Below are 21,304 nucleotides of genomic sequence, written 5' to 3' on the forward strand. Positions count from 1 at the left end.
TCAGCCGGTCGGTACGACGGCCGTGATCCGCTTACCGCCCGCGGGCAGCGGCGTGATCCGGAGGTCGGCGGCGAGCCGGCAGACGATGGGCCAGCCCCGGCCGCCGGTCCGGCGCCGCCCTTCGGCGTCGAACCGGGGCATGACCACGGGCAGACGGTCGCTGTGGTCGCTGACGCTGATGCGGATGCCGCCGTCGCGGACGTCGACGGCGAAACCGGCGACGCCCCCGCCGTGCAGGATGGCGTTGCTGGTCATCTCGGAGGCGACGAGGAGCGCGTCCGACAGGGCGGTCTCGTCGTATGCCGTGCCCTGCTCCAGGCACCTTCGGGCCACCGCCCGCCGCACGGCGCGGCGGACATCGGCCGGGTACCACGGTCCGTCCCCCGTCATCGCGGAGGTCTCGGCCGGGCGGTCGGTCCCGTACTTCGCGCGCATCCTTTCGCTCCCTGGCTGGTCTCGGATCGTCGCAGTGCCCGGCCCCGCCACCGCCCCCGCTCCCCTCCCCCCGTGCCCCATGGTGCTGCGTCGTGCTCCGTGCGGCGGGTCCACTATGTCCGGCTCACCTCTGCCGCCCGAGGCAAACCTGATAGGAGCGTGCGGGCACAGGTTGTCCACAGGGCCCCCTTTCCACAGGGGTCATCGTCGGGCCCGGCGCGGGTAGTCGGACGGCATGACCGATGTCGTGGACTCAGACGAACTGTTGCGCCGGATGCAGCGTGCCCGGGCGTGTGCCGAGCGGGAGGCTCGGGTGTGGCGGGAGCGGAGCGAGGGCGGCGAGGGGGCCGACGACGCGGCCGTGCGCACGCTGGCCTACGAGGTGGTGGTACGGGTGCTGGACGAGATCCTGACGCCGGGCGCGCGACGCGAGGAGAGCTGACCCAGGATCGGCCGATCGTTGGCCCGATCAGGGCTGACCCGAGGCCGGCGGACCGGCGGCCCGGCCAGGGCTGACCCGGGCAGATCCGTAGCCCATCAGGGCTGATCAGGGCGGGTGCCGGATTGGTGGCGGCCCGGGCGGGAACCCGGGGCCGCATGTCTGTCGATCACACCCGTGCACCGATTCTCGAAGCGCTCAGCGACTACCACCGCAGGGGGCACCTGCCGTTCACCCCACCGGGGCACAAGCAGGCCCGGGGCGCCGATCCCGCGGTGCGGGAGGTCCTCGGCGACGCGGTGTTCCTCGGGGACGTGCTGGCCACCGGCGGTCTGGACGACCGGCTCACCCGCGGTCAGGTGCTGGAGCAGGCCGAGGAGCTGATGGCGGACGCGGTCCATGCCGAGCACACGTTCTTCACGACCTGCGGCAGTTCCCTGTCGGTGAAGGCGGCGATGCTGTCGGTCGCCGGTCCGCACGAGAAGCTGCTGATCGGACGGGACGCGCACAAGTCGGTGGGGTCGGGCCTGATCCTGTCCGGCATCGAGCCCGTGTGGGTGGAGCCGCGCTGGGATCCCGGGCGGCGGATCGCGCACGCTCCGTCGGCGGCGGACTTCGAGCGGGCCTTCGAGGCGCATCCGGACGCAAAGGGCGCCCTGGTCACCAGCCCGACGCCGTACGGCAGCTGCGCGGACCTCGGCTCGATCGCCGAGGTGTGCCACGCGCGCGGGGTACCGCTGATCGTGGACGAGGCGTGGGGCGCCCATCTGCCCTTCCACCCGGACCTCCCGACCTGGGCGATGGACGCGGGCGCGGACATCTGCGTGACCAGCGTGCACAAGATGGGCAGCGGTCTGGAGCAGGGCTCGGTCTTCCACGTGCAGGGCGACCTGGTGCCGCCGCAGCTGCTGAAGAACCGTTCCGACCTGCTGAGCACCACCAGCCCCTCGGTGCTGATCTACGCGGGCCTGGACGGCTGGCGCCGGCAGATGGTGCTGCACGGGCGGGAGCTGCTGGACGGCACGCTGGAGCTGGCCGCGGAGGTGCGGGCGTCGATCGAGGCGATCGACGGGCTGCACGTCGACGACCGTGCCGACTACTGCGGTCCGGGCCTAGCCGACGACTTCGACCCGCTGCCCGTCGTCATCGACCTGTCGGGGCTGGGCGTGACCGGCTACCGGGCGGCCGACTGGCTGCGCGAGCACCGCCAGGTCGACATGCATCTGACCGACCACCGCCGCATCGGCGCCCAGATCACCTTCGGCGACGACCGGGAGACGACCGGGGAGCTGCTGGCGGCGCTGAAGGACCTGGCGCGGGTCGCCCCGACGCTGCGAGGCGGGCCGCAGGTGGACGTGCCGACCCCGGAGGAGCTGCGTATGGAGCAGGTGCAGCTGCCGCGGGACGCGTTCTTCGGGCCGGCCGAGGACGTGCCGGTGGAGCGGGCCGCCGGGCGGATCGCGGCCGAGATGATCACGCCGTATCCGCCGGGGATCCCGGCCGTGCTGCCGGGCGAGCGGCTGACCGAGCCGGTGCTGCGGTATCTGCGCAGCGGCCTGGCGGCGGGGATGAACCTGCCGGACCCCGGCGACCCGCAGCTGGAGAAGGTCCGCGTGGTGAAGTGAGGGCGCTGTCCCGGCTGAGTGAAACGGGTCACGTGACCCGCTTTCGATTTCATCCCGGCGCGACAGATGGTTTATCGTTCATTCATACGTGGTGACGGGGTCGACCGGAACCGTCCTCCGTGACCACCGCTTACGGCCCTGGCTGGTTTCCCCCGTCCAGCCAGGGCTTTTTCATGCCCCGCCGCGGCTGCCGCCGGGGATTCGCGCTCCGCCGAGGTGCCCGCTCGGCCGTGAGCGGCTGAAATGGGCTTAGGGAAAGCACAGCCGCTCCAAGGCACCCTCATCGCACGCACCCTCACGCACGCCCTGCCATCGATCGCCCCGCATCCGCTCGCCCGGCGAGGAGCCCCGCGCCATGACCAAAGCGACGAAACTGCTGAACGCCCTGCCGCCGCCCCAGCGCGGCCGCCTGATGGAACTGGGGCGGGAGGTGTCGTTCCCGGAGGACACCCGCATCTTCGAGGCGGGCGGCCGGGCCGACCGGTTCTGGGTCATCCGCTCCGGGTCCGTCTCGCTGACCCAGCAGGTGACGTCGATCCAGCGGGTCACCGTCGCGAGCCTCGGCTCGGGCGATCTGCTCGGCTGGTCGTGGCTGTTCCCGCCGTACGAGTGGGACTTCGGCGCGGAGGCCTTCAGCCCGGTGCGGGCGTACGAGTTCGAGGCCCAGCCGGTGCTGCGGCTGTGCGAGGAGGATCCGGCGCTCGGGCTGACCCTGATGCGGATCGTCGCCGAGATCCTGGCGTACCGGCTGGAGACGACCCGCAACAAGCTCATGGAGCAGTACGCGATGCGCCGCACCCGCTGACGGCACGCCGCACCGGTCGCGGGTACGATCCGCCTCAGATCCGGTAGCGGCGCAGTGCCGGCACCGCCGCGGCCAGGGCCAGCATGACGGTGACCACCAGCAGGCCGCCGCCGGCCACGGCCGCGCGCGGGCCGAAGGCCGACCCGGCCGTGCCGTGCAGCACGTCGGCCAGCCGCGGCCCGCCCGCCACGACGACGGTGAAGACGCCCTGCATACGGCCGCGCATCTCGTCGGTGGCGGCGGACAGCAGGATCGCCCCGCGGAAGACCATCGAGACCATGTCGGCGACCCCGGCGGCGGCCAGGAACACCACCGCGAGCCACAGGTTGCCGCTCAGTCCGAACCCGGTGATGGCCGCGCCCCAGGCGACGACCGCGCCGATCACCATGAGGCCGTGCCGGCGCGCCCGGGAGAAGGTGCCGGAGAACAGCCCGCCGAGGACGGCGCCGATCGGGATCGCCGCGAAGAGCAGACCGAGGGCGAGGCCCTCGCCCCAGGGGGCGTACGTCTCGGCGGCGAGCTGCGGGAACAGGGCGCGGGGCATGCCGAAAACCATGGCGACGATGTCGGCGAGGAACGACAGCAGCAGCACCTTGTGCCCGGAGATGTACCGGAAGCCCTCCGCGATCTGCCGCACCCCGGCCCGCCGCGCCGCCGCCCCCGCCGGCGGCAGGGCCGGCAGCCGCAGCACGGCCCATACGGTGACGCACAGGGCCAGGGCGTCGATCAGGTAGAGCTCCGGCAGCCCGACGACGGGAATGAGGGCGCCGGCCAGCAGCGGCCCGGCGACCAGGCCGGTCTGCATGACGGTCGAGCCGAGGGCGTTGGCCGCCGCCAGCTCCTCCGCGGGGACCAGACGGGCGATGGAGGCGTTGCGGGCCGGCGAGTTCAGGCCGAAGAAGGCCTGCTGCAGCGCGAGCAGCACCATCAGCACGGCCACCGACTCCACTCCCCCGGCGGCCTGCAGCCAGAACAGCACCGAGGTGACGGCGATGCCGCTGTTGGTGACCAGCAGCAGCTTGCGCCGGTCGACCACGTCGGCGATCGCGCCGCCCCACAGCGCGAACACCACCATGGGCACGAGCCCGGCGAGGCTGGCGTAGCCGACCCAGGCCGAGGAGCCGGTGATGTCGTAGATCTGCTTGGGCACGGCGACGGCGGTCAACTGGCTGCCGACAGCGGTGACGATGGTCGAGGACCACAGCCGGCGGTAGGCCGGACGGCGCAGCGGGCGGGTGTCCATGGCCCAGCGGCGCAAGCCGCGGCGAGGCGCGGGGCCCGCCGGGCCCGGAGCGACCGGCTGCCGCGGTGCGCCCGCGCCGGTCGCGGCCCTGTCACTGGTCCCGGCGCTGTCGCTCGTACTGCTCTCGCTCGTGTCCACAAGCTTCCTGGTTGGTCGCTACATCTTTCTGTCGCCGTTCAGTGTGCCAGGCGCCGGAGGGCCGTCCGGAACCGGCCCGCGCACCATGAACACGTCCACCGGGTCCTCGGTCTCGACGGTGAACCCCAGCCGTTCGTACAGGCGCCGGGCCGGGCTGCCGCGGAGCACGTTCAGGCGGACGCGGAGGCCGTCGCGGTCGCAGCGCGCGAGCAGCGTGCGCAGTACGGCCGTGCCGATGCCGCTCCCCTGCAGGTGCGGGGCGAGATAGAGGTGCTCCAGCCAGTGCGCGTCCTCGGCCGGCCGCAGGGCCACGCAGCCCGCGAACGCGCCGTCCGCCTCGATCACCCAGGTGTGCGCCGGGTCGAACGCGTCCCTCAGCCGCTGCCGTACCCGGTGCTCGTCGTACCGTCCGAGCCGCTCCAGGTCCGGCCGCATCACCACGGCCCGCAGCTCGGCCACCGGCTCGACGTCCGCGGGTGTCGCCGGGCGCAGCTCCCAGTCCTTCATGATCGGCACGCTAGCGCGGGCGTCCGGGCCGCCGCCCCGGGCGTCCGCTCTCCGGTCGGCCGGCTCAGCTCCCCGCGATCAGGGTCACACCGAGCGTGATCATGGTGGCGGCCACGAGGCCGTCCAGGACGCGCCAGGCCGAAGGCCGCGCGAGGAAGCGGCCGAGCAGCCGGGCGCCGAAGCCGAGGGCGGCGAACCAGCACAGGCTGGCGAGGGCCGCGCCGAGGCCGAAGGTCCAGCGCAGCGGGCCGCGGTCGGCGGCGATGGAGCCGAGCAGAAACACGGTGTCGAGGTAGACGTGCGGATTGAGCCAGGTCAGGGCCAGGCAGGTGAGCACGGCCCAGCGGCGCGACCCGACGGCCTCCCCCTCGGTCCGCAGTGCCTCGCCGCCCGGCCGGAGCACCCGGCGGGCGGCGAGGACGCCGTAGCCGATCAGGAACGCGCCGCCGATCCAGCCGACCGCGGTCAGCGCCCCCGGCCAGGTCACCACCAGGGCTCCGACGCCGCCCACGCCGAGGGCGATGAGGACGGCGTCGGACAGGGCGCAGATGCCGACCACGGCGAGGACCGCGTCCCGGCGCACCCCCTGGCGGAGGACGAAGGCGTTCTGGGCGCCGATGGCGACGATGAGCGAGAGACCGGTGCCGAAGCCCGCGGCTGCGGCGGCGAGGGAGCTGTGCATGCCCTCGACGCTACGAGGACGATCACTGCACGTACAGCTAAAGATTCTTACCTATCATTAGCCCTCGTGATGACAAGGGCGCTGACATGACGGGCGAGCTTCCCCTGGACCAGGTGCGGACCCTGCTGGCCGTGGTGGACGAGGGCACCTTCGACGCGGCGGCAGCGGCCCTGCACGTGACGCCGTCGGCGGTGAGCCAGCGGGTGAAGGCGCTGGAGCAGCGCACCGGCCGGGTGCTGCTGCTGCGGACGAAGCCGGTACGGCCGACGGAGTCGGGGCAGGTGCTGGTGCGGCTGGCCCGCCAGGTGGCCAGGCTGGAGCGGGACGCCCAGGCGGAGCTGGGCATGAGCGGGGCCGGCGAGTCGACGCGGGTGTCGGTGGCCGTCAACGCGGACTCGCTGGCGACCTGGTTCCTCGACGCCCTCACCCGCGTCCCGCCCGCGCTGCGGCTCTGCTTCGAACTGCACCGGGAGGACGAGGACCACACGGCGGCGCTGCTGCGCGAGGGCCGGGTGATGGCCGCGGTGACGTCCTCGGCGGTACCGGTGCCGGGGTGCTCGGTGCGGGCGCTCGGGCGGATGCGGTATCTGCCGGTCGCGGCGCCGGAGTTCGCCGCGCGGCAGGTGCGCGGTGAGCTGCGGGAGGCGCTGGCCGAGGCGCCGGTGGTGGTCTTCGACCGGCGGGACGACTTCCAGGACGGTTTCGTCCGCGGTCTGTGGGAGGGCCGCCGGGGGGCGAGCGAGCGGCGGCACCACGTCCCCACCTCCGAGGGTTTCGCCGCGGCCGTCGCCGCCGGGCTCGGCTGGGGCATGGTCCCGGAGCCGCAGGCGGTGCCGCTGCTGCGCGCGGGCCGGCTGGTGGAACTGGCGCCCGACCGGCCGGTGGACGTCACGCTGCACTGGCAGCAGTGGAAGCTCGACTCCCCGGCGCTGGCGGCGGTGGCCGACGCGGTCGCGGCGACGGCGGCGGGCGCGCTGCGCGGCTGAGTCGCGGACACCGGGAGAACGCGGGCGGAGGCCGGGGAACGGCCGCGGAACGGCCGGATCCGGTTGTTTCACCGGCCCATCGACAGGTGACCCGAAATCGAGTAATTCATCCGCAAGGACGTATTTGACTTCGATTCCCACCGGACGTCGGTTCACGACGGTGAGCGAGGGTGACTTTGATGGACAACTGGCGAGACCGTGCCGAGTGCCGCACCGAGGACCCCGACCTGTTCTTCCCGATCGGCACCTCCGGCCCCTCCCTGATGCAGACGGAGCAGGCCAAGGCGGTGTGCCGGCGCTGCCCGGTGCGGGAGCCGTGCCTGCGCTTCGCCCTCGACACCGGTCAGACCCTCGGGGTCTGGGGCGGCACCGGTGAGACCGAGCGCCGCGCGATAGCGCGTCGCGCCGGCGCCCGCCGCGGGACCGGTTGAGTCCGCCCGGCCTCCACTGGGTCTCTGACCAGCGGGTCTCTAAGCGGGACGGCCGTCTCCAGGACGGCCGTCCCGGCCTGTGCGCTGCAGGGGACCCCAGTCGTTGTGCTGGTTGTCGACCTCGTCGCGGGCCGCGTCGATCACGGCCTGGTCGATCCAGCACAGCGGCCTGGCGTCCCTGACCAGAGGCTCGTTGTCGGGGCCGCGGCCCCTCTCCCGGCCCTGGAGGACCCAGGGGCGGATGCCGGGGCCCTTCTCGTGCGGCAGGTGGGCGTAGTCGTACAGGCGGCGCGCCACCCACAGGCGCAGCGGCCGGTCCTCCCACCAGGGCTCGACGTCGAGCGGGTTGGCCGACAGGCCGGACATCGGGATGCCGGTGAGGTCGTCCTTGCTGGAGGCAGCGTCGAGATCGATGCCGGGACCGCGCGACCAGCGGATGTACAGCCTGTCGTGTTTCTCGACCAGCTCGGCGAGTTCGTCGAGAGTGTGTACGACCGGCAGGTCGTCCGTTGCGCTCATGACCAGTCCTCCTCCCGCGCCGCCCGGGCGGGGACGGAGTACCCCTGGGACGTGAGGGGAATCAGGGGTGGCGCCGCGGGCCGCGGCCCCGGCACCACCCCCTTGGCGTCTAGGCGCTGTGCGGCTTGCCCGGCGTGTACAGCCAGGTGCGGAACAGGCCGCCCAGGTCCTGGCCGGAGATCCGCTCGGCGAGCCGGACGAACTGGGCGGTGGTGCCGTGGCCGCCGCGGTGCGTGTCGGCCCAGGCCCGCAGGACGCGCAGGAAGGTGCGGTCGCCGACGGCGCGGCGCAGCTCGTGCAGGGCCATGGCGCCACGGGCGTAGACGGGTGTGCCGAAGATGTTCGCGCCGCTGCCGGGGTCGCCGGGCGGGAACTCCCACAGCTCGTCGCCGGCGGGGCGGGCGTAGAGCGCGTCGAACTCGGCCTGCGCGGTCTTGCCGCCGTGCTGCTCGGCGTAGAGCCACTCGGCGTAGGTGGCGAAGCCCTCGTTGAGCCAGATGTCCTTCCACGAGGTGAGGGAGACGGAGTCGCCGAACCACTGGTGGGCGCTCTCGTGGACGAGGGTGGCGAGGTCGGGCGCGGAGTCGTACACCGGCCGGGTCTGCGTCTCCAGCGCGTAGCCGACGTCCGGGGCGTGGTCGACGATGGAGCCGGCGGCGCGGAAGGGGTAGGGGCCGAAGAGGCGGCTCTCCCACTCCAGGACGGACGGCAGCTTGCCCAGGACGGGCTTGGCGGCGTTGGCCTCGCGGGGGTCGACGGCGTCGTAGACCTTGATGCCGTCGCGGGTGGTGTACTGCTTCACCTGGAAGGTGCCGATGGTGGCGGTGGCGAGGTAGGCGGCCATGGGCTCGGCCTGCCGCCAGCGGAAGGTGGTCCGGCCGTGGGCGGTGCGGCTGCCGAGCAGGACGCCGTTGGCGACGGCGGTGCGGCCGGCCGGGACGGTGAGGGTGAAGTCGTACGACGCCTTGTCCAGCGGGTGGTTGTTGGCGGGGAACCAGGTCATGGCGCCCTGCGGCTCCCCGGCGACGAACGCCCCGTCGTCGGTGGGGATCCAGCCGTCGAGCGAGCCGTCGGGGTCGGTGACGGGCTTCGGCGTGCCGGTGTAGGTGACGGCGACCTGGAAGTTCTGGCCGCGGTGCAGGGGGCGGCGCGGGGTGACGATCAGTTCCTGGCCCTCACGCCGGAAGCGGGCACCCTTGCGGTCTACGGTGAGGCCGGTGACCTTCAGGCCCTGGAAGTCGAGGTCGAAGCGGGTCAGGTCCTCGGTGGCGCGGGCGGTGAGGACGGCCCGGCCGTCGAGGCGGCGGCTGGCGGGATCGTAACGGAGCGTCAGGCCGTAGTGGCGGACGTGGTAGCCGCCGTTGCCGGCGAGCGGGAAGTAGGGGTCTCCCGCGCCGGCGGTGCCGGTGGTGCCGGCTCCGGCGGGCGACGCGGCGGCGAACAGGGCCGCGAGCGCGACGGGAACGGTGGCCCCGACGGCCGTGCGGCTGAGGACGGTGGTGCGTCTGGCAGGGTGCTGCCGGGCGTGCGCCACGTGGTCTCCTTGGGGGGTGGAGGATGATCGACGGCCCTCAGATTAGGAGGCGCGTGCCGTGCAGTCCCCCTCGTTCAGGTCAAGTCACGCAGCGTGGCGCCGGGTTCGGCCGTAGGGTCGGTGGCGTCCGCCAGTCGTCGAAGGGTGCGTCCCATGAGCGTCCGTGTGCGCCGCGTCTACGAACCGCCCGAGCCGGACGACGGGCTGCGGGTCCTCGTGGACCGGCTGTGGCCGCGCGGGCTGGCCAAGGACGCGGCCCGGGTCGACGAGTGGCCGAAGGGGCTGACGCCGTCGACCGAGCTGCGCCGCTGGTACCACGCGGGCGAGGGCTCGTACGAGGAGTTCCGGGAGCGGTACGAGGCCGAGCTGGCCGGCGAGGAGGCGGCCGGGCTGCTGGACGGGCTGCGCGGCTCGGCCCGCACGGGGCCGGTCACGCTCCTGACGGCGTCGAAGGACCCGGAGCGCAGCCATGCCGCCGTGCTGGCCGACCTGCTGAAGCACAGGCCGGAGAAGTAGGGACTCAGGCGGTCTGCGCCGCCGCTGCCCGGCCCGCCGCGCGCCCGGAGAAGAGGCAGCCGCCGAGGAAGGTGCCCTCCAGGGCGTTGTAGCCGTGCACCCCGCCACCGCCGAAGCCGGCGACCTCGCCCGCCGCGTACAGCCCGTCGACCGGGGCTCCGTCGAGGCCGAGGGCGCGCGAGTCGAGGTCGGTCTGGATGCCGCCGAGCGTCTTGCGGGTGAGGATGTGCAGCTTGACGCCGATGAGGGGGCCGGCGGCCGGGTCGAGGATGCGGTGCGGGGTGGCGACGCGGCCGAGGCGGTCGCCGATGTAGCGGCGGGCGTTGCGGATGCCCTGCACCTGGGCGTCCTTGCTGTACGGGTTGGTGATCTGCAGGTCGCGGGCCTCGATCTGACGGCGTATCGCGGCCGCGTCGAGCAGGGGCTTGTCGGTGAGGCCGTTCATCTTCTCCACCAGCGCCTCCAGCGTGTCGGCGACGACGAAGTCGGCGCCGTGGCGCAGGAAGTCGGCGACGGGTCCGGGCGCGCCCTTGCCGAGCAGCCGGTCGCGGAGCACGGCCCCCTTGTCCTTGGCGGTGATGTCGGGGTTCTGCTCGGAGCCGGAGAGCGCGAACTCCTTCTCGACGATCTTCCGGGTGAGGACGAACCAGGAGTGGTCGTACCCGGCGATGTCCTCGGTGGTGCGCAGGTACTTCAGCGTGCCGAGGGTGTCGTAGCCGGGCAGGCAGGGGTCGGGCAGGCGGCGGCCGAGCGCGTCGAACCAGAGGGAGGACGGGCCGGGCAGGATGCGGATGCCGTGGCCGGGCCAGATGGGGCTCCAGTTCCGCAGGCCCTCGGTGTAGTGCCACATGCGGTCGCGGTTGACCAGTCGTACGCCCGCCTCGGCGCTGATGTCGAGCATGCGGCCGTCGACGTAGGCGGGGACGCCGGTGACCATCTCGGCGGGCGGGGTGCCGAGCCGTTCGGGCCAGTGGCGGCGGACGATGTCGTGGTCGGCGCCGATGCCGCCGCTGGTGACGATCACGGCCTGGGCGGTCAGTTCGAAGTCGCCGGTCTCCTCGCGGCTGGAGGCGACGCCGCGGGGCGAGTCGTCGGCGGCGAGGACCTTGCCGCGCACTCCGCGGGCCGCGCCGCCCTCGATGACGAGTTCGTCGACGCGGTGCCGGTGGTGGAAGGTGAGCAGCCCGTCGCGCGCCGCCTTCCTGGCGTACTCGACGAAGGGCTCGACGACGCCGGTGCCGGTGCCCCAGGCGATGTGGAAGCGGGGCACGGTGTTGCCGTGGCCGTCGGCGCGCAGGTCGCCGCGTTCGGCCCAGCCGACCGTGGGCAGCAGTTGGATGCCGTGCCCGGCGAGCCAGGACCGCTTCTCGCCGGCCGCCCACTCGACGTAGGCGCGGGCCCAGCGCACCGCCCAGGAGTCCTCGTCCTCGACGCGGTCGAACCGGGCGCTGCCCTGCCAGTCGCTCCAGGCGAGGTCGAAGGAGTCCTTGATGCCGAGGCGGCGCTGCTCGGGCGAGTCGACGAGGAAGAGCCCGCCGAAGGACCAGAAGGCCTGTCCGCCGAGGTTGGCGGCGTTCTCCTGGTCGACGAGGGCGACCCGGCGGCCCCGGCTGGTCAGCTCGTGCGCGGCGACCAGTCCGGCGAGGCCGGCTCCCACGACGATGACGTCGGCGTCCGTACGACCCATGCGACCGTTCCCTTCACTGTTCCCGTGTGCCGCTGCCGTCGGTCAGCAGGGCGGTGAGCAGCTGCTTCAGCCAGGAACGCGCGTGCTCGACGTCCTTGTCCAGCAGCAGTTGGACGGTGACCCCGTCGTAGGCGGCGACCACCGCGCGGGCGGCGCCGTCGGCACCGCCGAGCACGGCGGGCAGGGCGGTGCCCCCTGCGGCCCGCGCGAGCCGGTCGGCGACGACCTGCCGCAGCCGCTCGCGGTGCTCCAGCAGGGTCTGCGCGACCTCGGGGGCGCGGGCGGCGCGGACCAGGAAGTCCGTCTTCACCAGCAGCCAGTCCACGTCGAGCAGGAGCACCTCGGTGACCCGGTCCACGGACGCCTGGACGTCGAGGTCGGGTCCGTCCTGGGCGAGCGCGCCGGCGACCTGCTCGGCGATGAGGTCGGCGCGCTGCCGGTAGAGCGCGAAGAACAGCTCGTCGAGGCTGTCGAAGTTGGAGTAGAAGGCGCCCCGGCTGTAGCCGGCGGCCTCGCAGACCTCCTCGATGGAGACCCGCCCGAAACCCTTGGCCGCGAACACGGCGAAGGCGGCGTCGAGCAGGTTGGCCCGCGTGCGCACCCGCCGCCGGGTGACGCGCGGCGCCGCCGTCCCCTCCACTGCCATGCCGATCGCCCTCCGTTCGATACGCGAATGTATCCGATACACCGGTGTATCGAAAGGGGCCGGAGAAGACCACCGGAGCCCGAGGAGATCGATGGAACAGATTTTCGATTACAGGGTTAGGCTGGTGGTATGAGCACGCAATTCCAGGCTTCGCTGTTCGACCAGACCGACCGGCTGGAGCTCGGCTCGCTCGCCGGCGTCGAGCGGACGGAGCTGGGCTCAGGCGCCTGGATCGACGTCCTGCCCGGCTGGCTGACCGGGGCCGACGCCCTGTTCGAACAGCTGGCGGCCGAGGTGCCGTGGCGGGCGGAGCGCCGGAAGATGTACGACCAGGTGGTGGACGTCCCCCGCCTGCTCTGCTTCTACGGCGCCGGCGACCCGCTGCCCCACCCGGTGCTGGACGAGGCGCGCGACGCGCTCACCGCGCACTACGCCGCCGAGCTGGGCGAGCCCTTCACCACGGCCGGGCTGTGCTACTACCGCGACGGCCGGGACAGCGTGGCCTGGCACGGCGACCGGATCGGGCGCGGCGCCCGCGAGAACACGATGGTCGCCATCCTCTCCGTGGGCACGCCCCGCGACCTGCTGCTCCGCCCGGCCGGCGGCGGCAGCGCGATCCGCCGGCCGCTCGGCCACGGGGACCTGATCGTGATGGGCGGCACCTGCCAGCGGACCTGGGAGCACTGCGTACCCAAGACCACCCGGGCGACCGGGCCGCGCATCAGCATCCAGTTCCGCCCGCACGGGGTGCGCTGAACGCGCCGGAACGCTGTCGTCCCCGCGCCCTCTCCCCCACACTGAGCCGGACAGGGGGGAGGCCGGATGCCGACGGAGCCCGCACACCCCGCGACCGGCGCCCCGGCGACCGGAACCCGACGCGGCGAACTGGACGTCCTGCGCGCGCTCGTCGTGCTGGGGCTGGTCTTCTTCCACGCCGCGCTGGTCTTCTCCCCCGACGACGACTACTACGTCAAGAACCGGGACACGAGCGGTGCCGTGACCGTGCTCGCCGGGTTCGGCGTGGTGTGGGCGATGCCGATGCTGTTCCTCGTCGCGGGGCTGGGCGCCCGGCACTCGCTGCGCCGCCGCGGCCCGGGCGGCTTCGCCCGCGAACGCCTGCTGCGGCTGGGCGTGCCTCTGGTGTTCGCCACGCTCGCCCTGAACCCGCTCCCGCAGTGGCTGAGGGAGCGCGCCGCCGGCCCCGGCCACCACGAGCCGTACGGGCACTTCTGGCTGCGCTTCCTCACCGTCCGTCCCGACCCGGCCGACTTCCCGTTCGTCCTGGACGGCCGGTACTTCGAGACGGGCCATCTGTGGTTCGTGGTCCTCCTGCTGGCCTTCTGCCTGATGCTGGCCCCCGTCGCGGACCCCCTCGCCCGTGCCGCCGGCCGTGCGGCACCCGCCCTGCGGCGCCGGCCGGCCCTGCTCCTGCTGCCCGCACTCGTCCTCGCCGCGATCGACGCGCTGCTGGGCATGGAGGAGGGCTTCGCGGGCTGGAACCGCTGGGCGTACCTGCTGTTCTTTCTCTACGGCCATGCCCTCGCCGACGACGAGCGGGCCCGGGCCGCCACCCGGCGCCTGACCGTGCCGGCCGGGGTGCTGGGCCTCGCGCTGTTCGCCGCGACCGCGCCCGGGTTCACGTCCCTGGACGACCCGTTCACCGACGGCTCGGCGTTCGCGCTGGTCACCCGGGCCCTGTTCGGGGCGGCGGGCTGGTGCTGGGTCCTGGCGATCCTGGGGGTGCTGGAGCGGCGGCGGGAGGCCGCGCCGCGCGAGGCGAGGGGGCGGGAGCGCGGGCGTGCCGTCCGTGGCTATCTCGTCACCGCGGCCCTGCCGCTGTACGTGCTGCACCAGCCGGTGCTGGTCGCGTTCGCCTACGGCGTGGTGGGCTGGGCCGCGCCCGCCCCGGTGAAGTACGCGGCGATCGTGGCCGCCTCCCTCGCGGCCGTCCTGCTGCTGTACGAGTACGCCGTGCGCCGTACGCCGGTCACCCGTGTCCTGTTCGGGATGCGGGCCGCCGCCCCGCCCGGCTGATCTGGTTTCCTTTGTGCGTCGGGCAAGAACCACTTCACCTTCGGGGGGACAGCATGCGGGCAGACGTACGCCAAGTCGCCGACGGCACCTACCTGGTGCACGGCAGCAACACCAACTGGGTGATCCTCACCGACGGTGACACGGCGACGCTCGTGGACACCGGGTATCCGGGGGACCGGCAGCTCGTGCTGGACTCCCTGGCGCAGGTGGGCAGTTCGCCGGAGGCCGTCGTGGCCGTGCTGATCACCCACGCCCACAACGACCACCTGGGCTCCGCCGAGCACCTGCGGGCCGCGCACGGCACGCCGGTACGGCTGCACAAGGCCGAAGTGCCGCACGCACGGCGGGAGTTCCTGCACCAGGTGTCCGTCGGCACCGTCCTCGCCAACGGCTGGCGGCCGGGCGTGCTGCCCTGGGTCGTACACGCGATCCGCTCCGGCGGCACCGTGCACGTCCCGGTCGCCTCGCCGGAGGCGTTCGAGGTGTCGGTCCCGCTCGACGTGCCCGGCCGCCCGGTGCCGGTGCACACGCCCGGGCACACCCTGGGCCACTGCGTCTTCCACCTCCCCGAGGCGGGGGTGCTGATCTCCGGGGACGCCCTGGTCAGCGGGCATCCCACGGCCCGGGCGAAGGGGCCGCAGCTGCTGCCCGACATGTTCCACCACGAGCGGGAGCGGGCCCTCGCCTCCCTCGACCTCATCGAGAAGCTGGACGCCGACGTGCTGCTGCCCGGCCACGGGCCGGTGCACCACGGGCCGGTGCGGGCGGCGGCGCAACAGGCGCGGGAGCGGGCGGCGTAGCTCCGGGGCGGCGCAGGGCGGGCCCGCGCGTCGGTCCACGGCTCGGGACGCCGGCGGCCGGGGCGTCGGCGTACGCGCCGGTCCGCTTAGGCTTCGGCCATGGCTTTGCAGATCAGCGCCACCAACCCGGAGCACCCCGCGCTCCTGCTCGAACTGCCGTGGCACGTGCCGCTGGAGGAGTGGCCCGAGGAGTACCTCGTGCCGCTCCCCCGCGGTATCTCCCGGCACGTGGTCCGCTACGCCCGGGCCGGCGACGAGGTGATCGCCGTCAAGGAGCTGGCGGAGCGGCCGGCGCTGCGCGAGTACGAGCTGCTGCGCGACCTCGACCGGCTGGGCATCCCGGCCGTCGACCCGCTCGCGGTGGTCACCGGCCGCACCGACGGCTCCGGCGCCCCGCTGGAGCCGGTGCTGGTCACCCGGCATCTGCGCGGCTCGCAGCCGTACCGGTCGATGTTCGAGACGACGATGCGGCCCGCGACCATGCACCGGCTGATGGACGCCCTCGCGGTGCTGCTGGTGCGGCTGCACCTCGCCGGGTTCGCGTGGGGCGACTGCTCGCTGTCGAACACCCTGTTCCGGCGGGACGCGGGCGCGTACGCCGCCTACCTGGTCGACGCCGAGACCGGCGACCTGCACCCGCGGCTCAGCCCCGGCCAGCGCGACTACGACCTCGACCTGGCCCGCGTGAACATCAGCGGGGAGCTGCTGGACCTGGAGGCGTCCGGGGCGCTGCACCCGTCGGTCGACCCGATCGAGTTCGGCACCGAGATCTGCGCCCGCTACACCGCCCTGTGGCAGGAGCTGACCCGCACCTCGGTCTACCCGGCGGGCAAGTACCACTACATAGAGCGCCGGATACGCCGGCTGAACGACCTCGGTTTCGACGTGGCGGAGATGCAGATCGAGCACTCCTCCAACGGCGACACCGTGACCTTCGTGCCGAAGGTCGTGGACGCCGGCCACCACCAGCGGCAGCTGCTGCGGCTGACGGGCCTGGACGCCGAGGAGAACCAGGCCCGGCGGCTGCTGAACGACCTGGAGTCGTGGATGGCGACCCAGGAGGACTACGCGCCGGGCGACCCCCTCGCCGCCCGTCCCGAGGTGCTGGCGCACCGCTGGGTGCGGGACGTGTTCCGGCCCACCGTGCGGGCCGTCCCGGTCGAGCTGCGCGGCACCATGGACCCGGCGGAGATCTACCACGAGCTGCTGGAGCACCGCTGGTACCTGTCGGAGCACGCACAGCACGACATCGGTCTGGACACGGCCGTCGAGGACTACATCAGGAACATCCTGCCGAAGGCGCGCGAGACGCTGGAGCCGACCGTCCCGGAGTGACCGTCACGCGTGCGGGACCACGGCGACCGGGCAGCCTGCGTGGTGGAGCACGCCGTGGGCGACGGAGCCGATGCGGGCCCCGACGGCCGTGCGGCGGGCGCGGCGCCCGACCACCATCAGCTGGGCCCGGCCGGCCACCGACAGCAGCACCTGCCCGGCGCTGCCGATCTCGACGTGCTCGACGACGGGGACGTCGGGGAAGCGGTCCCGCCAGGGCTGGACGGCGTCGGTGAGCGCCTTGCGTTCGTACGGCTCCAGGCCGCCCGCGTCGTCGAGCAGCTTCAGCGAGGCGGGGCTGTAGGCGAAGACCGGCGGCAGCGTCCAGGCGCGGACGACGCGGACGGTGGCGCCACGGGCCGCGGCCGTCTCGAAGGCGAAACCCAGCGCGGCGGCGCTGTCCTCGGCGTCGCCCTGCTGGCCGACGACGATCTCCCGCCCGGCGGCCTCGGCGCTCGCCTCGTCCCCGGCGCGGACCAGCACGACGGGCCGCGTGGCCTCGGCGATCACCTGCTGTCCGACGGAGCCGAGGAGGAAGCCGACGACGGGCCCGTGCCCGCGCGAGCCGAGCACCAGCAGCTCGGCCTCGGCCGCCGCGCCCACCAGCGTCTCCACGGCCGGCCCTTCGAGGACGTCGGCGGAGACCTCCAGCTCCGGGTGGCGTTCGGTGACGCCCCGCACGGCGGTCGCGACGGCCTCGCGCACCCACTCCTCCTGCGCGTCCCGCCCCGCCACCTCGGGTGCGGTGTCCGGCTGGTACTCCCAGGCGTGCACCACCCGCAGCGGCCGCCCGCGCCGTACGGCCTCACGCGCCGCCCAGTCCAGTGCGGCCAGGCTCTCGTCGGTCCCGTCGACCCCTGCCGTGATCGGCCCGGTCATCCGGCCGCCTCCCTCACGTCGGAAAATCCCTCGCTGCCTCTCCAGTCTCCCCTACGCTGCCGTTCATGACCTTGGAATGGGAGCAAGTGATCGTCGACGCGGCGGATCCCGTGGCGCTGGGCCGCTGGTGGGCCGAGGCGCTGGGCTGGGTCGTCGTCGGCGAGTCCCCTGACGAGTTCGAGATCCGCCCGGCACCCGACCGTCTGCCGGGCCTGCTGTTCGGCCGGTCGCCGGACGCCAAGACGGGCAAGAACCGCCTCCACCTCGACTTCCGCCCGGTGGACCAGCAGGCGGAGGTCGACCGACTGCTGGCGCTGGGCGCGCGGCACGCGGACGTCGGGCAGACCGGCGAGGAGCCGTGGGTGGTCCTTGCGGACCCCGAGGGCAACGAGTTCTGCGTGCTCGCCCCGCGCCGCGCCTGACCCCAGCACCCCCGCGCATATGCCCGCGCGCGGCGGGACGAACGAACATACGATGGGCGTCGAGCCGGCCCGGCCGCACTGCCCGCGACCGCGCCGCGATGCCGACCACTCGGGGTGGGAGACGTATGGCACAGGCCGCCGACGCAGCGCGGACCGTCATCCTGACCGTGGACGACGACCCGGGGGTCTCCCGCGCCGTCGCCCGCGATCTTCGCCGGCGGTACGGCGAGTCGTACCGGATCGTGCGCGCGGAGTCGGGCGAGTCCGCGCTGGACGCGCTGCGGGAGCTGAAGCTGCGCGGCGACCTGGTGGCGGTGATCCTCGCGGACTACCGGATGCCGCAGATGAACGGCATCGAGTTCCTCGAACAGGCGATGGACGTGTACCCGGGGGCGCGGCGGGTGCTGCTGACCGCGTACGCGGACACCAGCGCGGCGATCGACGCGATCAACGTCGTCGACCTCGACCACTATCTGCTCAAGCCGTGGGACCCGCCGGAGGAGAAGCTGTACCCGGTCCTGGACGATCTGCTCCAGGCGTGGCGGCACAGCGACTTCAAGCCGGTGCCGAGCACCAAGGTGGTCGGCCACCGCTGGTCGGCGCGCTCGTCGGAGGTCCGCGAGTTCCTGGCCCGCAACCAGGTGCCGTACCGCTGGTACAGCGCCGAGGAGCCCGAGGGGCGGCGGCTGCTCGCGGCGGCCGGCGAGGACGGGCAGCGGCTGCCGCTGGTGGTCACCCCGGAGGGCGCCGTGCTGGTCGAGCCGGACGCCCCCGAACTGGCGGCGCGGGTCGGCCTCGCGACGACGCCCACGGCGGACTTCTACGACCTGGTGGTGATCGGCGGCGGTCCGGCCGGACTGGGCGCGGCGGTCTACGGCGCGTCGGAGGGCCTGCGCACGGTCCTGGTGGAGCGGTCGGCGACCGGCGGCCAGGCGGGCCAGAGTTCCCGTATCGAGAACTACCTGGGCTTCCCCGACGGCGTGTCCGGCGCGCAGCTCACGGACCGGGCGCGGCGGCAGGCGGCGAAGTTCGGCGCGGAGATCCTCACCGCGCGCGAGGTGACGGGCCTGGAGGTCAACGGCGCTGCCCGCACGGTCCGTTTCTCCGACGGCTCCGCGGTCTCGGCGCACAGCGTGATCCTGGCGACCGGTGTGCAGTACCGCCGGCTGGGGGCGGCGGGCTGTGACGACCTGACCGGCTGCGGGGTGTTCTACGGCTCGGCGCTGACCGAGGCGGCGTCCTGCCAGGGGCAGGACGTGTACATCGTCGGCGGCGCCAACTCGGCGGGCCAGGCGGCGATGTACCTCGCGCGGGGCGCGAAGTCGGTCACCCTGCTGGTCCGCGGCGAGTCCCTGTCGTCGTCGATGTCGCACTATCTGATCCAGCAGATCGAGGAGGCGCCGAACATCTCCGTCCGCCCGCGCACGGAGGTGGAGTCGGCGCACGGCACGGGCCATCTGGAGCAGCTCACGCTGCGGGACGTGGACACGGGCCGCACCGAACTGGTCGACGCGGGCTGGCTGTTCGTGTTCATCGGCGCGGCCCCGCTGACCGACTGGCTGGACGGCACGGTGCTGCGCGACGAGCGGGGCTTCATCCTGGCCGGCCCCGACCTGACCCCCGAGGGTCGTCCCCCGGCGGACTGGGAGCTGGACCGGCCGCCGTACCACCTGGAGACGAACATCCCCGGCGTGTTCGTGGCGGGCGACGCCCGCGCCGAGTCCGCCAAGCGGGTCGCGTCCGCCGTAGGAGAGGGTGCCATGGCCGTCATGCTCGTCCACCGGTATCTGGAGCAGTCATGAGCGGCCGTCCGATGCCGTGCAGCCCGGCCGAGATCGGCTCGCTGTTCCTCTTCGAGAAGCTGGCGCCGGAGCAGCTGGGCCGGCTGTGCAGCGAGGGCCGGGTCGAGCTGTTCGACCCGGGCCCGGTGTACGCCGAGGGCGACCCGGCGACCTGCTTCTACGTGATGATCGAGGGCACGGTGGTGCTGTCCCGCCGGGTCGGCGGCGAGGACGTGGAGGTCATCCGCACCTCACAGAGCGGGGTGTACTCGGGGGCGATGCAGGCGTACCTGGGCGACCGGGTGCCGCAGGTCTACAACAACTCGATGCGCGTGACGGAACCCACGCGCTTCTTCGTGCTGCCCGCGGACACCTTCTCCTCGATCATGCTGGAGTGGTTCCCGATGGCGGTCCACCTCCTGGAGGGCCTGTTCTTCGGCTCGAAGAACACCCAGCGGACCATCGGCCAGCGCGAACGGCTGCTCGCCCTGGGCACGCTGTCGGCCGGACTGACCCACGAGCTGAACAACCCCGCGGCGGCGGCCGTCCGCGCCACGGCCACCCTGCGCGAACGCGTGGCGAAGATGCGCCACAAGCTGTCGGTGATCTCCTCGGGCCCCTACGACCGTGAGCGTCTCGCCGACCTCATCGAGATCCAGGAGCGCACCGCCGAACGCGTCGGCAAGGCGCCCGCGCTGAGCCCGCTGGAGGCCTCCGACCGGGAGGACGCGCTCAGCGACTGGATGGACGACCACGACATCCCCGAGGGCTGGCGGCTCGCGCCCACCTTCGTCCAGGCCGGCCTGGACGTCGACTGGCTGGAGCAGGTGGCCGCGGCGGTGGACGAGGACATGCTGCCGGCGGCGATCGGCTGGCTGAACTACACGGTCGAGACCGAACTCCTCATGGACGAGATCGAGGACTCCACCACCCGCATCTCGCATCTCGTCGACGCGGCCAAGCAGTACTCGCAGCTCGACCGCGCCCCCTACCAGGTCGCGGACGTCCACGAACTCCTCGACAGCACCCTGCTGATGCTCTCCGGCAAGATCGGCCCCACCATCAAGGTCGTCAAGGACTACGACCGCGCGCTGCCGAGGATCCCCGCCTACCCGGCGGAGCTGAACCAGGTGTGGACGAACCTGATCGACAACGCGGTGGCCGCGATGAACGACACGGGCGGCGACGGCACCCTGACGGTCCGCACCGCACGCCGCAACGACCACCTGGTGGTGGAGTTCGGCGACACCGGCCCGGGCATCGCGCCGGAGATCCGCAACCGCATCTTCGACCCGTTCTTCACCACGAAGCCCGTGGGCCAGGGCACCGGCCTGGGCCTGGACATCTCCTGGCGGATCGTGGTGAACAAGCACCGCGGCAGCATCGAGGTCGACTCCGAACCCGGCGACACCCGCTTCCGGGTGCTGCTGCCCCTCACCGCCGCCGAGCCCGAGACCCCACCCGAAGAGGAGACGGCATGACACCCCCCGACAGCCCCGACGGCATCGACCCCACGGCAGCGCCGAGCGGCACCGGCTGCCTGGAGTGCGAGGAGGCCGGGGGCTGGTGGTTCCATCTGCGCCGCTGCGCGCAGTGCGGCCACATCGGCTGCTGCGACTCCTCCCCCGCGAAGCACGCCACGGCCCACTACCGGGCCACCGGGCACCCCCTGGTGCAGAGCTTCGAGCCGGGCGAGAGCTGGTACTGGGACTACGCGACGGACGAACTGTACGAGGACGGCCCAGCCCTGGCTCCCCCGGTGAGCCACCCCGCGGACCAGCCGGCCCCGGGACCTGCGGGCCGGGTCCCCGCGGACTGGGCGAAGACCCTGCGCTGACCGGTGCCGGCGGCACCGACCCGTCA

Annotated in this window: 23 protein-coding genes; 14 read left to right on the forward strand and 9 right to left on the reverse strand. The window is 73.3% G+C overall.

The genetic code is table 11. The features are described 5' to 3' along the window. Entirely contained in the window at positions 1–435 is a 435-nt protein-coding gene (locus tag IE308_RS11470) for an ATP-binding protein (RefSeq protein WP_110626254.1), read from the reverse strand. 235 nt (positions 436–670) lie between these two features. Here IE308_RS11470 and IE308_RS11475 point away from each other — a divergent pair, with 235 nt between their 5' ends. From IE308_RS11475 to IE308_RS11485, 3 genes are all read left to right on the forward strand, one after another. After that, positions 671–877: a hypothetical protein gene (locus IE308_RS11475; protein ID WP_190217791.1), complete on the forward strand. Its 207-nt coding sequence runs from the start codon at positions 671–673 to the stop codon at positions 875–877. 155 nt (positions 878–1,032) lie between these two features. Further along, positions 1,033–2,499, forward strand: a complete 1,467-nt coding sequence (locus IE308_RS37345; RefSeq protein WP_190217792.1) for an aminotransferase class I/II-fold pyridoxal phosphate-dependent enzyme — start codon at positions 1,033–1,035, stop codon at positions 2,497–2,499. 355 nt (positions 2,500–2,854) lie between these two features. Next, positions 2,855–3,304: a cyclic nucleotide-binding domain-containing protein gene (locus IE308_RS11485; protein WP_190217793.1), complete on the forward strand. Its 450-nt coding sequence runs from the start codon at positions 2,855–2,857 to the stop codon at positions 3,302–3,304. A gap of 34 nt (positions 3,305–3,338) precedes the next feature. Here the strand turns inward: IE308_RS11485 and IE308_RS11490 are convergent, their stop codons facing one another. The 3 genes from IE308_RS11490 to IE308_RS11500 all read right to left on the reverse strand — a co-directional run bounded on the left by IE308_RS11490 (position 3,339) and on the right by IE308_RS11500 (position 5,874). Next, positions 3,339–4,685, reverse strand: a complete 1,347-nt coding sequence (locus IE308_RS11490) for an MFS transporter (RefSeq protein WP_190217794.1) — start codon at positions 4,683–4,685, stop codon at positions 3,339–3,341. An 18-nt stretch (positions 4,686–4,703) separates the two neighbouring features. Continuing rightward, on the reverse strand, positions 4,704–5,192 hold the full coding sequence (locus IE308_RS11495) for a GNAT family N-acetyltransferase (protein WP_190217795.1): 489 nt from the start codon (positions 5,190–5,192) through the stop codon (positions 4,704–4,706). A gap of 64 nt (positions 5,193–5,256) precedes the next feature. Further along, positions 5,257–5,874 (reverse strand): LysE/ArgO family amino acid transporter, encoded by a 618-nt coding sequence (locus IE308_RS11500; protein WP_190217796.1) that lies wholly within the window; start codon positions 5,872–5,874, stop codon positions 5,257–5,259. An 86-nt stretch (positions 5,875–5,960) separates the two neighbouring features. Between IE308_RS11500 and IE308_RS11505 the strand changes: the two genes are divergently transcribed. Next, on the forward strand, positions 5,961–6,860 hold the full coding sequence (locus IE308_RS11505) for a LysR family transcriptional regulator ArgP (protein WP_110626260.1): 900 nt from the start codon (positions 5,961–5,963) through the stop codon (positions 6,858–6,860). A 179-nt stretch (positions 6,861–7,039) separates the two neighbouring features. After that, a complete protein-coding gene (locus tag IE308_RS11510) occupies positions 7,040–7,291 on the forward strand; it encodes a WhiB family transcriptional regulator (protein WP_110626261.1) in 252 nt (83 codons plus the stop codon). A gap of 39 nt (positions 7,292–7,330) precedes the next feature. On the opposite strand, the gene IE308_RS11515 is transcribed toward IE308_RS11510, so the two are convergent. Together IE308_RS11515 and IE308_RS11520 are read right to left on the reverse strand one after the other, a co-directional pair. After that, a complete protein-coding gene (locus tag IE308_RS11515) occupies positions 7,331–7,810 on the reverse strand; it encodes a DUF6098 family protein (protein ID WP_110626262.1) in 480 nt (159 codons plus the stop codon). Positions 7,811–7,919: 109 nt separating this feature from the next. Next, complete coding sequence (locus IE308_RS11520) at positions 7,920–9,344, reverse strand: M1 family metallopeptidase (RefSeq protein ID WP_190217797.1); 1,425 nt, start codon at positions 9,342–9,344, stop codon at positions 7,920–7,922. A gap of 153 nt (positions 9,345–9,497) precedes the next feature. Between IE308_RS11520 and IE308_RS11525 the strand changes: the two genes are divergently transcribed. Beyond that, the gene (locus IE308_RS11525) at positions 9,498–9,860 is read left to right on the forward strand and encodes a DUF488 domain-containing protein (protein WP_110626264.1); all 363 of its coding nucleotides are present in this window, start codon (positions 9,498–9,500) and stop codon (positions 9,858–9,860) included. Positions 9,861–9,864: 4 nt separating this feature from the next. Here IE308_RS11525 and IE308_RS11530 read toward each other — a convergent pair whose 3' ends face one another. Continuing rightward, positions 9,865–11,547, reverse strand: coding sequence for an FAD-binding dehydrogenase (locus IE308_RS11530; protein WP_190217798.1), 1,683 nt, complete (start codon positions 11,545–11,547; stop codon positions 9,865–9,867). Between the two features lie 13 nt (positions 11,548–11,560). Next, complete coding sequence (locus IE308_RS11535) at positions 11,561–12,193, reverse strand: TetR/AcrR family transcriptional regulator (RefSeq protein ID WP_190217799.1); 633 nt, start codon at positions 12,191–12,193, stop codon at positions 11,561–11,563. Positions 12,194–12,322: 129 nt separating this feature from the next. On the opposite strand from IE308_RS11535, the gene IE308_RS11540 reads away from it, so the two are divergent. From IE308_RS11540 to IE308_RS11555, 4 genes are all read left to right on the forward strand, one after another. Continuing rightward, positions 12,323–12,949, forward strand: coding sequence for an alpha-ketoglutarate-dependent dioxygenase AlkB family protein (locus tag IE308_RS11540; protein WP_190217800.1), 627 nt, complete (start codon positions 12,323–12,325; stop codon positions 12,947–12,949). 66 nt (positions 12,950–13,015) lie between these two features. Then, complete coding sequence (locus tag IE308_RS11545) at positions 13,016–14,227, forward strand: acyltransferase family protein (protein WP_190217801.1); 1,212 nt, start codon at positions 13,016–13,018, stop codon at positions 14,225–14,227. Between the two features lie 53 nt (positions 14,228–14,280). Further along, on the forward strand, positions 14,281–15,027 hold the full coding sequence (locus IE308_RS11550; protein ID WP_190217802.1) for an MBL fold metallo-hydrolase: 747 nt from the start codon (positions 14,281–14,283) through the stop codon (positions 15,025–15,027). A 99-nt stretch (positions 15,028–15,126) separates the two neighbouring features. Then, positions 15,127–16,362, forward strand: a complete 1,236-nt coding sequence (locus IE308_RS11555; protein WP_190217803.1) for a DUF4032 domain-containing protein — start codon at positions 15,127–15,129, stop codon at positions 16,360–16,362. Positions 16,363–16,365: 3 nt separating this feature from the next. Here the strand turns inward: IE308_RS11555 and IE308_RS11560 are convergent, their stop codons facing one another. Further along, entirely contained in the window at positions 16,366–17,238 is an 873-nt protein-coding gene (locus tag IE308_RS11560) for a universal stress protein (protein WP_190217804.1), read from the reverse strand. A gap of 65 nt (positions 17,239–17,303) precedes the next feature. On the opposite strand from IE308_RS11560, the gene IE308_RS11565 reads away from it, so the two are divergent. From IE308_RS11565 to IE308_RS11580, 4 genes are all read left to right on the forward strand, one after another. Further along, the gene (locus IE308_RS11565) at positions 17,304–17,660 is read left to right on the forward strand and encodes a VOC family protein (RefSeq protein ID WP_190217805.1); all 357 of its coding nucleotides are present in this window, start codon (positions 17,304–17,306) and stop codon (positions 17,658–17,660) included. 125 nt (positions 17,661–17,785) lie between these two features. After that, positions 17,786–19,462, forward strand: a complete 1,677-nt coding sequence (locus IE308_RS11570) for an NAD(P)/FAD-dependent oxidoreductase (protein WP_110626272.1) — start codon at positions 17,786–17,788, stop codon at positions 19,460–19,462. Further along, on the forward strand, positions 19,459–20,922 hold the full coding sequence (locus IE308_RS11575) for an ATP-binding protein (RefSeq protein ID WP_110626273.1): 1,464 nt from the start codon (positions 19,459–19,461) through the stop codon (positions 20,920–20,922). Before IE308_RS11570 ends, IE308_RS11575 begins: the two co-directional genes overlap by 4 nt. Continuing rightward, on the forward strand, positions 20,919–21,278 hold the full coding sequence (locus IE308_RS11580) for a UBP-type zinc finger domain-containing protein (protein ID WP_190217806.1): 360 nt from the start codon (positions 20,919–20,921) through the stop codon (positions 21,276–21,278). The genes IE308_RS11575 and IE308_RS11580 overlap by 4 nt, the downstream gene beginning before the upstream one ends. The last annotated feature ends 26 nt before the right edge of the window (positions 21,279–21,304 follow it).

This window comes from Streptomyces griseosporeus, from assembly GCF_014656055.1.
GTDB lineage: Bacteria > Actinomycetota > Actinomycetes > Streptomycetales > Streptomycetaceae > Streptomyces > Streptomyces griseosporeus.